Annotated in this window: 12 protein-coding genes; 9 read left to right on the forward strand and 3 right to left on the reverse strand. The window is 37.8% G+C overall.

The genetic code is table 11. From position 1 onward, the window contains the following. Positions 1 to 166: 166 nt before the first annotated feature. From KTI78_RS14860 to KTI78_RS14875, 4 genes are read left to right on the forward strand one after another with little or no spacing between them, the layout of a single operon-like run. Entirely contained in the window at positions 167 to 955 is a 789-nt protein-coding gene (locus KTI78_RS14860; RefSeq protein ID WP_224992026.1) for a hypothetical protein, read from the forward strand. Next, a complete protein-coding gene (locus KTI78_RS14865) occupies positions 952 to 2,538 on the forward strand; it encodes a GH3 auxin-responsive promoter family protein (RefSeq protein ID WP_262446549.1) in 1,587 nt (528 codons plus the stop codon). The genes KTI78_RS14860 and KTI78_RS14865 overlap by 4 nt, the downstream gene beginning before the upstream one ends. Next, positions 2,535 to 3,863, forward strand: a complete 1,329-nt coding sequence (locus tag KTI78_RS14870) for a TolC family protein (protein WP_262446551.1) — start codon at positions 2,535 to 2,537, stop codon at positions 3,861 to 3,863. The genes KTI78_RS14865 and KTI78_RS14870 overlap by 4 nt, the downstream gene beginning before the upstream one ends. Further along, the gene (locus KTI78_RS14875; protein ID WP_262446552.1) at positions 3,856 to 5,019 is read left to right on the forward strand and encodes a hypothetical protein; all 1,164 of its coding nucleotides are present in this window, start codon (positions 3,856 to 3,858) and stop codon (positions 5,017 to 5,019) included. The genes KTI78_RS14870 and KTI78_RS14875 overlap by 8 nt, the downstream gene beginning before the upstream one ends. An 80-nt stretch (positions 5,020 to 5,099) precedes the next feature. Here the strand turns inward: KTI78_RS14875 and KTI78_RS14880 are convergent, their stop codons facing one another. Beyond that, a complete protein-coding gene (locus tag KTI78_RS14880; protein WP_262446553.1) occupies positions 5,100 to 5,534 on the reverse strand; it encodes an HD domain-containing protein in 435 nt (144 codons plus the stop codon). Between the two features lie 795 nt (positions 5,535 to 6,329). Between KTI78_RS14880 and KTI78_RS14885 the strand changes: the two genes are divergently transcribed. The 3 genes from KTI78_RS14885 to KTI78_RS14895 all read left to right on the forward strand — a co-directional run bounded on the left by KTI78_RS14885 (position 6,330) and on the right by KTI78_RS14895 (position 8,755). After that, positions 6,330 to 6,878 (forward strand): TetR/AcrR family transcriptional regulator, encoded by a 549-nt coding sequence (locus tag KTI78_RS14885; RefSeq protein WP_262446554.1) that lies wholly within the window; start codon positions 6,330 to 6,332, stop codon positions 6,876 to 6,878. 147 nt (positions 6,879 to 7,025) lie between these two features. Beyond that, a complete protein-coding gene (locus KTI78_RS14890; protein ID WP_262446555.1) occupies positions 7,026 to 7,865 on the forward strand; it encodes a 2OG-Fe dioxygenase family protein in 840 nt (279 codons plus the stop codon). Then, positions 7,862 to 8,755, forward strand: coding sequence for a lysine exporter LysO family protein (locus KTI78_RS14895; protein ID WP_262446556.1), 894 nt, complete (start codon positions 7,862 to 7,864; stop codon positions 8,753 to 8,755). The genes KTI78_RS14890 and KTI78_RS14895 overlap by 4 nt, the downstream gene beginning before the upstream one ends. A gap of 194 nt (positions 8,756 to 8,949) precedes the next feature. On the opposite strand, the gene adeT1 is transcribed toward KTI78_RS14895, so the two are convergent. After that, positions 8,950 to 9,945, reverse strand: a complete 996-nt coding sequence (gene adeT1 / locus KTI78_RS14900; protein ID WP_262446557.1) for a putative multidrug efflux protein AdeT1 — start codon at positions 9,943 to 9,945, stop codon at positions 8,950 to 8,952. Positions 9,946 to 10,268: 323 nt separating this feature from the next. Continuing rightward, positions 10,269 to 11,192 (reverse strand): alpha/beta hydrolase, encoded by a 924-nt coding sequence (locus KTI78_RS14905; protein WP_262446585.1) that lies wholly within the window; start codon positions 11,190 to 11,192, stop codon positions 10,269 to 10,271. A gap of 110 nt (positions 11,193 to 11,302) precedes the next feature. Here KTI78_RS14905 and KTI78_RS14910 point away from each other — a divergent pair, with 110 nt between their 5' ends. Then, on the forward strand, positions 11,303 to 12,202 hold the full coding sequence (locus tag KTI78_RS14910; protein ID WP_262446558.1) for a LysR family transcriptional regulator: 900 nt from the start codon (positions 11,303 to 11,305) through the stop codon (positions 12,200 to 12,202). A gap of 211 nt (positions 12,203 to 12,413) precedes the next feature. After that, positions 12,414 to 14,171: a ShlB/FhaC/HecB family hemolysin secretion/activation protein gene (locus tag KTI78_RS14915; RefSeq protein ID WP_262446559.1), complete on the forward strand. Its 1,758-nt coding sequence runs from the start codon at positions 12,414 to 12,416 to the stop codon at positions 14,169 to 14,171. The last annotated feature ends 54 nt before the right edge of the window (positions 14,172 to 14,225 follow it).

Here is a 14,225-nt window from a genome sequence, read left to right on the forward strand (position 1 = left end):
TTTCAAAGAATGAAAAACAATAGGGCATATCAAAACATATCCCTTCATAGAAAAAGAACATTGAGATGAGTTTTCTAAAATCGGTTGATGAGGTCGGGGAACTCGCAAATTAGAGGTGGAAGGTTAAAGGATTATGATTAATACAACGTATAAACTGATTTCAAAATTGAACCTGAAAAATAGTACCTATGGGCAATATTTTGAAAAGGAACAAATCGATACTGAGCGATTAAAAGTGATGTATTCCATTTACGAGCAGTATTATGAAAATACGAGATTTTCTATTTTCGTAGATGATTTCCAAAATAAAAGTGGCGCGATCTTAATTTTTGACTCTCAAACAGATGAGATTGTCGGTTTCTCTACTGTTGTTGTGCAGCATTTCTACTTAAACGGTAAGGACTACACCGTATTATTTAGCGGTGATACGGTCATTTTGAAAAAGTTTTGGGGCACGCGTAGTCTGCAAAGTACCATGCTTAAACTGATGATTAAGCTTCGAATCAAATATCCATTTAACGAACTCTATTGGCTCTTGATCTCTAAAGGCTATAAGACTTACCTATTACTCGCCAATAACTACTATGTCTATTACCCAAATATTAAAGATGAAAACCAGCATCTCTCGGAAGTTGTCGAGCACTACTGTGAGAAGTTTTTTGGGGAATATTATGACCGTGAAGCAGGTCTTTTAAATTTTGGTGATGACTATCAGCCATTAAAAGGCGAAGTTGCACCAATTACTGCCGAAATGAGAGAGAAAAACCCAAATATTCATTTCTTTGAGCAGATGAATCCAACATGGAAAGCAGGCACAGAACTACCGTGTATTGGTCGATTAGGCTGGAAAGATATTGCTCGTTTCCCAGTAAAGCTAATGACCAAACCTACAAGTAAGGGAAGATTTGAAGCTTGCGTAACACATAAAACAAAACGTAGAGAGGCCATCCAATGAAATCTAATGAATGGCTCACTTTAGGTTCACATCTGATTTTAAAAAAATGGTGTGATGCAACTGACCGTAATTTTCAAAAACAGTTTAATGCTTTAGAGACAACGCAACGTCAAATTCTGTATTCAATTTTACAGACCTCGACCTTTGCCAAAGATAAAAAAGTTCAAAACTATGAGCAGTTTGTAAAATCATTTCCTGCAACACGTTATGGCGCATGGCGAGAAGACATTCAACGTTACCGTGAACAAAAGCTTTCACTGTCTAGCAGTAAACTGGTTCGTTTCCAGCCGACCAGTGGTTCGAGTGAACAAATCAAGTTTATTCCATACACCAAGCTGTTTTTAGATGAGCTTGACCATGCGATTGCGCCGTGGATGGCAAGTTTATACCGTAAATGCCCAGAGCTGAGTACGGGCACACATTATTGGTCGGTGTCATGGTTGCCTGAAAGCCAGCGTGAAGTTTTAAAAGATAAAAACTTAAATGATGATAGTGCGCTACTCGGTGTCGGTAAGCGAATTTTATCTAAATTTACCCAAGCAGTTCCAAGTAATGTTGCATTTGCGGCCAACGCGGATGATGCACTCTTTGCCACCATTTGTTATTTGGTCGCAAACCGTAACTTAGCCATGATTTCGGTGTGGAGCCCAACATTTGCGCTGCAACTGCTGGAACGTTTGGAGCTACTACAAAAAGACGTGATTGAAGTCTTACAAAGTGGTTCATGGGGTAACCGTCAAGCTTCATTAAAAGAAGTCACTGCACCGCATAGCTCTGAAAGTGCTCAAGCATTAATGGCAAGTTCAAACGGCGAACAGATCGACTTTAAAAAGCTCTGGCCAAAGTTAAGTCTAGTGTCGAGTTGGGACACCGCCGGTTCAAAAGCTTGGGCCGAAAAATTAAAAGAGAAATTGCCCAGTGTTCAGTTTGAAGGCAAAGGGTTATGGGCGACCGAAGGGGTAGTGACCATTCCCTACAACGACCAATACCCGCTGGCATATCAAAGTCACTTCTATGAATTTGAATATTTAGAAGGTGAAAAACAAGGGCAAATCATTCCCTCATGGCAGCTTAAACAAGGCGATGTGGTCAGCCCGCTGATTACCTCGGGTAATGGTTTGCTGCGTTACTGTCTGGATGATTGCTTACGGGTAACAGGCTTTATAGAGCAAATTCCGTGTTTTGAGTTCCAAGGCCGCCGTTTTGGTGTAGATCTGGTCGGTGAAAAACTTGCGCCTGAAACAGCCCAACAGTTGTTGTCACAATTAAATGAAACTGAATCGAAGGCGATTTCTTTACTCGCAATTGATACTCAGCAACAGGTTAAGCCATTTTATTGTGTGCTGTTTGAAGGTGAAATTCACCATAGCATTAGCAACGAATATATCGACAGTATTTTACGTCAAAACTTCCACTACGAGCTTGCACGGAACTTAGGGCAGCTCGACCAGCCCCAAATTCGCCAAGCCAATAATGGCTGGAATGCCTACAAAAAACTGGTCATGTTTGATGGGATTATTGAAGGCAATATCAAACCTGAGCCACTCAAAAAAGTCACCCTCAATAGTTTGGAACAACTATGAAAGGGATGAAGCCATTTAATACTCGGTTTTTAACACTACGACACGCCTTATATGTGGGCGTGTTGGTGGTGTCGAATACACACGCTATGACTTTAGATGAGGCTTTGTCTGCCAGTTTAAGGCACGAAACTCAGCTTGAAGTCAGCCGTTTAAGCGTGAACCAGTCAACTGCAATGCTTGAGCAGGCTAAGCAGCGTGACGGACTCAAAGTCAATTTAGTCGGGCAACTGGACTATGAAAGAATAGATACGCCTTCACACGTCCTATTTCCAGCCGAAGGAAACCGTAAAGGCCGAAGTTTGCAATTACAGGCAGATTATCCGATCTATACCTCTGGCCGACACCGTTTAGGAATTGATGTTGCTGAAAGTCAGCTTTCTGCCCAAAACCAAGGTTTGTCAGATCAAAGATCGGAAACCATTTTAAATACAGTGATGGTCTATACCGACGTATTAAAGAAGAAAGCCATTTTAGAACTCAGACAAAAGACCATGGCAAATCTGCAACGGTCTTTATATGAGTCGAAACGCCGTTTTGACGTGGGCATGATTACCCGTGCGGACTTGGCTCAGGTTTTGGCACAAGTCGCGCAAGGCCAAGCCGATATTACACAGGCTCAATCTAACCTGACCGTAAGTGAAGCACAGTTTTACCAAGTAACGGGTGTAACGCCTGACAACCTTATTGCCATTAAACAACTACCTGCTATTCCCGCTAACTTAGATGAAATTTTGGCGCAAACCAAAAACCATCCGGCTCTAATGCGGAGTAAATACGAAAAGCAGGCTGCCGAGAAACAATATGCTTTAACCAAACGCGAACTCTGGCCAACGGTGATGCTGACTAGCCGTGCCGGAAAGCAAGATGAAGCAAGCTATATTGGCTCAGAAAGCAATAACTACATGGTTGGGGTGCAGTTGAATGTACCGCTCTATGACGATGGTTTAAATCGCGCCAATGTCAAAAAAGCACAGGCCGATATCGATTTGGCTAAGCAAAAAACACGAAGTCTTGAACTCGATTTAAATAAGCGAACGCGTACCACCTATGCGCAGCTTCAAACCATTCGACAAAATAAAGAAGCACTGGCAAATGCCATAGAGGCTGCGTCTATTGCCTTTGTCTACACACGTAAAGAGTTTGATGTGGGCACCAAAACCACGTTTGATTTGCTCAATACCGAGCAGAAATTACTCGATGTCCAAACCCAAAAAACAGTCAATGATCAAGACGAAGTGGTGTTTGTCTATCAGTTACTCGACCAAATGGGGCGTTTAAATAACTTGGTTCCCGTACAAACCGCACAACAGGTGAATAATGAATAAAACAAATCCACCGCTTACTGATAATACGCTGATTACCCGTGAAGCGACTTTGGCAGATGATCAGGCTTTACGAGAGTTAATTGCGGTGCCGATGACCACCAAAGGCATACAAATTAGCTTTCAGCGTGAACCGAGTTATTTTAGGGCGTCCGACATTGTCTATCGGCATAAACTGCATGTTGTGATTGAAGATACCGAAAGCCAAAAGAAAGTGGCTTGTTATAGCAATGGTTACCGTCCGTGTTATATCAATCGGAACATTGAAAACTTACGCTACGCGGGCGACTTACGGGTAGACCATAGCTATCGGGGTAAATCATTGGTGAAGGTCTTAGGTAAGCATGTAAAAGATACGATGCACGCACCTAACTTTAGCCAAATGATTATTTTTGATGATAACCATGCCGCGCGCGCTGCCATCCAAACGGGCAAAACGGGAATGCCTGATTATTATGACGAAGGACTCATCGAGACACTCAGTCTAACTGACTTAGGCACAAAACGAAAAATCACGGCATTTTTAAAGCAGGCTGCTAAGCAAAGTGATCTTCAAGAGATTCGTAGCTGTATAGCCGAAGCCAAACATGTACCCGCAATGAATCAGTTTATTGCCGACATGGCAGGGTTTTATAACTTTATTCCAGCTTATAACTTTGAAGAACTGGCGCAAGGACATCAGTATTTTTCAGGAATAAAACTCTCAGACTTTTCACTTTATTTTAAAGGTGAAAAACTGGTGGGAATGTTTGGTTTATGGGATCAGCATACGATTAAGCAAACCAAAATTTTGCATTACAGCTCAGCCATTGGTGTGCTTAGACCCATTTACAACTTGTTGACTCCAATCACTAAAGGCATGCGTTTACCTAAACTTGGGGACTCTATTCAGTACCACGTGCTACACACCTTAATGTGTCATCCACAAGATTTAGCTTTGCATCACAAAATGCTTGAAGACGCCTATAACAAGTCAAAACAGCAGGGCGTTGGTGTGGTGAGTTTTACGCTTTCACATAAAGACCCGCGTTATCAGTTAAACCAGTTTTATAAAGGAGAGCGCCTAACAGGGATGCATGGTTTTATTAGTTTCGAAGGCGACCCACGACCAAGTTTTGATGAAAACCTGATTCCATATTTAGAAGTCGGGCGTATTTAACCTTGAGATAGGTTCGCCGTAGGTTATTAATGCGCAAAATTTTACAGATGTTATCCATAAACTTGCTCTTGCATAGATCTTTATTTCTCTTGGGCCGTTGAAACAATTAACATGGTTTGAAGGTAATAATCTACACGTGAGTGATTATTGTCCTTATGTGAGTTATGCGCATTAAAGGCGGCATCATGAAGTTTTACGACTCGAGCGATCGGATTCGAACTACAACGGATTAAATATTCTTCGCGTGTTTCACTTTCCCGTTTAGTTAATGCATCAACGGCATCGCGGACTTCTTTTCCAAATAAGCTTTCGATTTTGTCTAGCGTAAGAGGCGTGTCTTCAACGCTATCGTGTAGAAGGGCTGTAATAATATAAACTTCTGAAAATTGATGCTCAATTAATGAATTGACCACGCCTTTAATATGGTACTCAAAGTAATCATGAGGACCATACTTTTGACCTTGATGAGATTCTTTTGACAATTTCTCTGCGAGTTCAACTTTATTTTGAGTCATTTTTTGCTCTTGTTACTTTAAGTATATGACATAGTCTAATTTGTGAGATGGGTCGTTTAAATCACAAGTTTATCCTGAATAGCCACTCATAAAAACTCCTCTTAATAACAGTAGTCACTCATTTTTATTTATTCATTCTTCTTTGATATGAACCAATATAGACCTTAAATTTCTGAAATTTTAAACTTTAACTTAATGATATAAAAGTAGATTGTAAATAATACTTAAGAATTCCCTTAATTATGTAATTTAATGAAAAATAATAATTATTTAAATATTTTCTAGCCAATTTTACATTGACACTTCAAATATTGGAGATTACCATTTGCGGGCTGGCCTACATTGCCAGTCGGTTGTCGCAGACCGTCCCTCAAAAGCATTAAAAGAGTATTCTTTTAGTGTATGTACCCTCGTGCCCCCTCTATGGCGGAACGGAGGGGGACACCTTCGGGTGTGCTGGGTTTTTTGAGGCCAGTCTGCGAACCCCTTTCGTTCTGCCACCATAATTCTAATGTTTTGGCAGAACTCCATATATAAGGAGTTGGCTTTGCATATTCATCATTTCTTGGCAGCCATTGCCAAAAGCTATAACAACACAGCTTAAAACAATTAACGCAGCTTGATCGCCGTGAGGCTTTTCAGGCTTTATCTCGTTATTACCTAAAACTTAGACAATTAAAACTTGAGATGTGCTGCGCACAGTCTTTACGGCTTTGCTATGCCTTTTTTCTCCCAAAAAAGCAGCAGTTTTTATATCTCATTTATATACAACAATAATTTTATAACGGTAAAAATATGCAGCATTTAGTTCTCCCAACACGTGCATTACAAGTCGTAAATAAATCAATTGAGCTATTTCATCACAACGGATTTCATCTGGTCGGCATCGACAGAATTGTTAAAGAGTCTGAAATTCCAAAAGCGACTTTTTATAACTACTTTCACTCTAAAGAACGCTTTATTGAAATTTGCCTGATAGTGCAAAAAGAACGCCTAAAAGAAAAAGTGGTCTCAGTGGTCGAATATGACCGCGATGTAAACGCAATCGATAAACTCAAAAAGCTTTATTATTTACATGCAAACCTAGACGGGCTGTACTATTTGTTATTTAAAGCCATTTTTGAAATAAAACTGACCCATCCAAAAGCCTACCAAACCGCTGTGCGATATAGAACATGGCTCACCAACGAAATATATAGCCTGCTTAGAGCACTTAACCCCAATGTATCTTTTACTGATGCCAAACTATTTTTATATATGATCGAAGGCGCCGTCATTCAGCGTTTAAGTTTGGGTGAGGTTGATGAGAGAGTAGTTGAGGTGTTTTTAAGGGGAATGGGGTGAGGTGGAAATAATTTTGAGTAGATGGTTAAGTTAGGAATAGCCATGAATACATCTTTGAATTCTTATTTTTCATATTGAACGATACAGACAGTTCTGTATAATATCGTTTCGCATAATATATATTAATAATACTTAAATAGGTAAAATATGGAAAACTTAGCATACTCAAATACAATAAATTCAGAAGAGCTTTTAGATGTTAATTATCAAGATTCTTTTTTAGCTTTAAAAAGTTCGTTTGAAAAAAATGGCTTTTTACAATATAAGGCTGCTGAGGTTGATACTGATTCAAAAAGAGTAATATTTGAAGAGTTTCAAATGTTAGAAAAAGATCAATTTGCCCCTTCAGATACCCAACGCTTTCGTCGCTATGGAAATGCTTTAATTTTGCCATGGGAAAAAGAGATAAAACCAATTTGGTTACCTCCTGTAGCAAACGATAATGGTGAATATTTATCAGGATATGACCAAGGAAATAACAACCCTGAACATAGCTCTATAAGATATTTTAATGCTTTAAGTGAAGAAGTAAAAAAGACTAAGTATTTAAATCAGCTCGTTATTGATGATTATAAGTTAACATTTGGGTTAAATGATCATTATCTGCCTATTTATATTGGGGTACATTTTGTTAAATTAACTTCTAATTCAAGTGATATTTTAGGAATTAGTTCACCAGATTGTTTTCATCAGGATGGAGAACCTTTTACTTTTGCTCACTTAATTTATCGTAGTAATAATATTATTGGAGGAGAGAATTATATCGCTCATCCAAGTGAGAGAAACAAGAGCTTAAAAGAAGTTAATGAAAAGAATATTTATAGTCATTTTACATTAAAAAATATTTCTGATAGTTTCGCTGTTCATGATTCCTCTGTATGCCACTATGTATCTCCAATTAAAAAAATTGAATCACATCAAGATAATTTAATTGGTGAAAGATGGATGATTTTAATTGATTACTCCTTAACGAAACAAAGCATATGATAAATAACCTTATATTTTCATTACTCCCTATCTTATTAGCTCTGGTCTCAGGATGGGGAGTTGGACAAGCAGCAAATAGTAATACTAGAGATAAATTAGTTAGTTATATATCTATTCTAGTTTGGTTGCTTTTAATATCTATAGGATTTCAATTTGGTAGTATTCTTTTTGATAAGCAATTAGGTACAAAGGTAATTTTAGAATCTTTTGTTTATTCAACAATAATCACTTTAGTTACTTTTATCTTCTTATTTAAAAGGGTTAAAAATGTAAATGAACATAAAAAATCTTTATCTGAGATTTTTAAACCTATCAAAGAATGCTTAATTGCCATTTCTATGGTTATTATTGGTATGATCTTATATCTTTTACTGCCTAGTGGTTGGAGTAGTGAGGTTATAAGTAGTATTTTACTTTATATTTTAATTTTTTTAGTGGGAATTGATTTATCAACGATTAGAATTCAATCTCTAACTATCAATCACTTTAAGGTACCGTTAGTTACAATCCTTTCATTATTTGTTGCGGCTTATGTAGCAAAATTTATTTTAGGTAAATCTTTTTTTGAACTGGTAGTTTTAGGAAGTGGCTTTGGATGGTTCTCTCTATCGGGACCGTTAATAGGAAAAATCTTAGGGCCAGAGCAGGGTACTTTTGCTTTACTTACTGATTTAATCAGAGAGTTTTATGCCATAGGGCTATTATATCTTCTTGGAAGAAATTATCCGAATCCTGTGATTGGAGTTTGTGGTGCTACAGCTATGGACTCAACACTTCCATTTGTAAAAAATAATTGTTCACAATTAGATGTCCAGATTGCTATTTTTAGTGGTTTTATCTTAACAGTACTAGCGCCATTTTTTATTGTATTCTTTTCAGTATTTGTCTAAAAGAATATGATAAAAATTAGTTGGATATTGACTAAAACTTAATTGGTTTTGAATAAATTTTAGCTAGTGGTTAGACAATAGGTATTGTCTCTGCTGGCTAAATTTTAAATCAATCTCACTTAATTTTATATTCAAAGTATTTTTCAAAAATGAATCAATAATGCTTTAAAAATATGTGCACATGTTTTGAGTACTTATTCATCGTTTAACGCACATTCAAAATTACTTGGATTTTCTTTGCATCTTACCTTTTTCAAAAAATTCATCATTTTAGGGTCATAGATACCAGCCTTGGTTAGCTGTATGCGTGCCTCGCGCATCATTTTCATATAATTTAATTGTTCATTTTTAGGAATATCCATCCAATATTTTGAAGGAATATCACTTTCATATTTAGCAATAATGCCAAACGTTCTATTTAGTTGGCTGGCTACCCAAGTTCGCGACTTTTGCCCAAAACCTGTTGGAAACTGATCTTTACGAATAATGAAATTTGCCGAAATTTGAGTCAAAGGAAAACGAATGATTGCTCCTTTTTCACCTAACCCTTTATGTAGTTCAAAAGGTTTAAAGGCAACAATAGGAGCAGGCACAATATCAATTTCATGGTTATTAAATTTCGCACCAGCATTGGTGACGTCTACAGATACAGCCTGACCTCCAACATGTTGCACAAGCTTGGGTTGGGCTTCATCATACTTAAATACCCCAATTTTTTTACCAGCAGCTTTAGCGAGCGTATTGATACTTCTATCATTAACAAATAAATATGCAGGACCAATTGTGCCTAAACCTGCAATTTCGTAAGGGCCTACAATCATGTTTTTTGCAGCCATTGGTGAAGACAACAGCTTATAGGCATTAATTGCCGTTTTCATATTTGTTAGTGCGCCAACCGCATCTAAGGATCCTGTATATTTATTAAACTGACGGCCACGTAAGCCACTAATAATAGCGCCATCACATTTGCCGACTTTCAAATCTTCAGCCGCAACGCGTTCATCAACATATGCTTTTAAAGATAGATCAGCTCCCCAATTTTTGGCTTCAAGTGCATAGTCTTTGGCTAAAGCAAAAGCGTCTCCCGATTTACCAATTGGGTCAAAAACACAAACGACTTGTTGTTTTGCATAAAGAGTTGTTGTTAAACATGTGCTTGCAATAAGTAAAATAGTTTTAAAACGATCCATATTTAATTATCCATTATTTAAATTATAAAAATTATTTTATAAATCTTGGTTAGATTATATATGGCATTTCTATAGAAATTTTAAGGGAAAAAGTCAAAAGATAGCTTTGTTACTATAGCATTTAGAAAAGTAGGTGAGTGTAGAAATGAGGTAAACTGATGAAAGAGAGTTTAACGACTTTAAAAAGTAAATTAGATGAAAGTATTTCAAAAACTAAAGAAAAGCATCAGAAGTGATTTATAAAGAATAGAGCTTAGAACTAGAAAACCGATTGAATTAAAAAATAGAAAGTTCCTCGATTGAGAAACTTTCCATTATAAAAATTAAAGATGCTTTTGAAAGAATGGAATGATTTTTTCTAAAGCTTGAGCAACAGGCTCAGGTTGATCATATAAGTCATAATGGCTCGAACCTTTAACTACAAAAAGGTTTTTATCTTTAGACGCGGCTTTGCTAAATAGCTCATAGCCGTCACGATAAGAACCGAACCCGCCCGGAATTTCACCAATCACAATTTGTAAGGGTTGAGTGAGTAGGTGTTCTGCCAAATGAAACGCATCAAATCCAACAGCAGCGGCTAAGCTTGAAAAGCGAAGTTTATTTGGTGAACCTTCTGCCTGACCACGAGAAGTTTTGTAATAATCAATCGCTTCTTTAATATCAATATCATTGATGCCAGCTTGTTCACGCTCTTGTTGTGAGTTTGGAATGTACTGGGTAATAAAGGGTTCAGCACCACGTGCTTCGGCAGTTCGCTGTGCTGCAATGGCTTCTAAAGTTTTAATGGCTGCGTCAGGTGTTTGATCGCCTTCACGCATGAGACGACCATAATTTGCGCCTACAACAGTCGCCACCGCTTTAAAACGGCGTTCAGTCATAGCCGCATTAACCGCATAACCACCGCCACCACATACACCTAATACACCAATACGGTTTTCATCAATATAAGTAAGCGTTGTTAAATAGTCCGCTGCACAGCGGAAATCTTCAACACGTGTTGCAGGGTCTTCAAGAAAGCGCGGTTCACCACCGCTAGCACCTTGATACGATGCATCAAACGCTAACGTTATAAAACCAGCTTCAGTCAGTTTTTCACCATAGATGCTGCCAGCAGTTTGTTCCTTACAACTACTAATGGGGTGAGCACATACAATCGCTGCGTATTTTTTGTTTTCATCAAAATCTTTTGGAAAACGAATAGTTGCAGAAACATCGATGTTTTTATTTTTGAAGCTTACAGTTTTCATCATCTTATCTCCGAAAGAGAAACTAGGTCGATGAAATCAATATACCTGTAGTGATTTATTATGATAATCCACTATAATTAGATAGCACTTATATTGAATACTTATAAATAATGAAAGAAAATTTAAACGATTTGCACACTTTTATGGTCGTTGCTCAAGAACGAAGTTTCACGCGGGCGGCTGCAAAACTCAGGACATCCCAGTCAGCAATTAGCCAAACACTGCGCAACTTAGAAGACCGAATTGGCATAAAACTATTATCACGAACCACCAGAAGCGTAGCGCCTACAGAAGCGGGTGAATATCTACTCAATTTGCTTCAACCTGCAATACAAGAAATAGAGCATGGCATAAATCAAATCAGTGCTTTAAAAAATGATCCAGCAGGAACATTACGTATTAGTGCAGATGAATATGGAATCCAAAGTGTTATATGGCCAGCAGTTGAAAAAGTAATTCAACAGTTTCCTAAAGTTTTAGTAGAAATCATTTCTGACTATGGTCTTGTTGATATTGTAGAAGGACGTTTTGATGCAGGACTTCGAAGAGGCGGTTTGGTTTCTAAAGATATGATCGCTTTACAGGTGAGTGAGCCCATACAAATGTTAGCGGTTGCTACCAAAGAATATTTGGCTCGTTATGGTCACCCTAAGCAACCAAAAGATTTAGTTGAACATCAGTGTATTAATTTAAGATTACCCACGCATGGTGAACTCTATCGTTGGCAATTTACCAAACAAGGTAAAACTCAGACAGTTACCGTTAACGCTAAAGTTATTTTTACAACCTTATCTCCAGTGCTTCAAGCAGCAAGAAGTGGTGTAGGAATCGCTTATTTACCTATTGATATGGTTCAACCTTATATTGAAAGTGGTGAGTTAGAAGAAACACTAAAGGACTGGCGACATAGCTATGAACCTTATCACCTGTATTATCCTCATAGACGTGAGCAAGCACCTTTATTAAATATCTTAATCAATGCGTTAAAGGAAAATTTTAATAAGAGATAATTTTAAAGGGAATGAAGAAAAATCAGTTCACTAAACACGGAGCATTTGAATATTAATTATACTCTGTCAGTTTTATAAGTATTTCTAGAAAAATTAATCTGTTAATTAAATAGGATTTTTATACAGACAAATCTGTATAAAAAGTGCTTCCACTTTGTTAAGGTTTTGTTAAAATGTAATTAAGTTGATATGAATCACGGATTGCCTGCTTATGGTGAACTATAACAAATTTAATAAAAGTGCCTTATTTATCTGTTTATCGATTATGGGAGGTTTAAGCTTTGCAGCAAATCCTGATGAAGCAATACGGCAAAAAATTCAGGGTGAGCAGTCTAACCGTCAACAACAACGCGACACTACACTAGAAAAACAAATTCAACCCAATGTGAACGTCAATTTGGGGCAAGAACAAAATAAAATTTCAGCTCAGCAATTACAATATTTACGCTCTAATAGTGAAACTCCTTGTTTTGCAATTAAAAAAATACTTTTAGAAGGTGATTTAGCCGATCAATTCATATCAGATTTTAATGTGATTACGACTGGCAAGAACAATATTATTGGGCGTTGTTTAGGGGTAAATGGCCTCAATCAGGCACTTGATCTCGTTCAAAACAAAATTATTGCAGATGGTTATGTCACAACACGTGTGCTACTTCCTCAGCAAAATATTGCATCTGGTGCGGTTCGTGTTCGTGTTATTCCTGGCCGAGTTGATCAGATTAAGTTTAATGAGGGTACTTCTAAACGTGCTCATTTGTGGAATGCTTTACCAATGAAGTCGGGCGAGCTTCTAAATATCCGTGATATGGAGCAGGGTTTAGAAAACTTTAAACGAGTACCTACGGTTGAGGCTGATTTTAAAATGCAACCCGCAGAACAAAAAAATGAACCGGGCTATAGTGATGTGATTCTTGCATGGCAACAGGCTAAGCCCTATCGCTTACATGTAGGAATTGATGATTCAGGTTCTGATGCTACTGGAAAGTACCAAGGTACAGCGACCTTGTCACTTGACCATGTGTTGACTTTAAACGATTTGTTTTATGTTAGTTATAACCATGACTTAGGGGGTAGCGGTTCTGGTAAGCATGGTACAGATGGCTTTTATGCAAGTTATACCATCCCATTTGATTATTGGTTGTTTTCAACGAGTTATAGCCGCTCTAACTATTTGCAAACAGTCGCTGGAAGCAGTGAGACCTATCAATATAGTGGTAAAAGCGAACTCATTAATGCAGATTTGTCCCGAATTATTTATCGTGATGCACACCGTAAAACAGCTGTAGGTTTTGGGGGTTGGTACCGTGAATCACAAAACTATATTAATGATGTCGAAGTAGAAGTACAACGCCGAAAAACGGCGGGATGGAAAGCAAGTCTCGATCATACCGAATATTTTTCTAATGCAACATTAAGCGGTAATGTGACTTATAAGCGGGGCACAGGCTGGCTTAATGCAATGAGAGCACCGGAAGAAAACTTTGGTGAAGCTTATACACATGTAGGGATTTTACAGGCCAATGCCAGTTTACAAGTCCCTTTTAAAGTAGGGCAACAGAACCTTCAATATCTTGCAGAATGGCGTACCCAGCACAGTAATAAACCTTTGACACCGCAAGACCGATTCTCGATTGGAAACCGTTATACCGTAAGAGGTTTTGACGGTGAGCAAACTTTGTTGGCAGATAATGGCTTTTTAGTTCGCAATGAATTGAGTGGCTCAATCATGAATAAACCACATTCGTGGTATGCAGGTATTGATTATGGAGAAGTGGGTGGAAAAACCGCGCATTATCCAAACCCTTTACCGGGTACCAGTTTGTTAGGTGCAGTGGTTGGATTGCGTGGACAAATTTCCCCTTTGCATTTGAATTATGACGCTTTTGTCGGAGCCCCGTTGAAAAAGCCAAATCACTTCGAAACGGATGATTACACGACTGGATTTAGCGTGAACTGGACCTATTAATTTAAGTTCAAAGTTTAAGAACACAAATGGTTGTATTAAAAAAAGATTTAGTGA

This window comes from Acinetobacter sp. WU_MDCI_Abxe161 (assembly GCF_025514355.1).
Taxonomy (GTDB): domain Bacteria; phylum Pseudomonadota; class Gammaproteobacteria; order Pseudomonadales; family Moraxellaceae; genus Acinetobacter; species Acinetobacter pittii_E.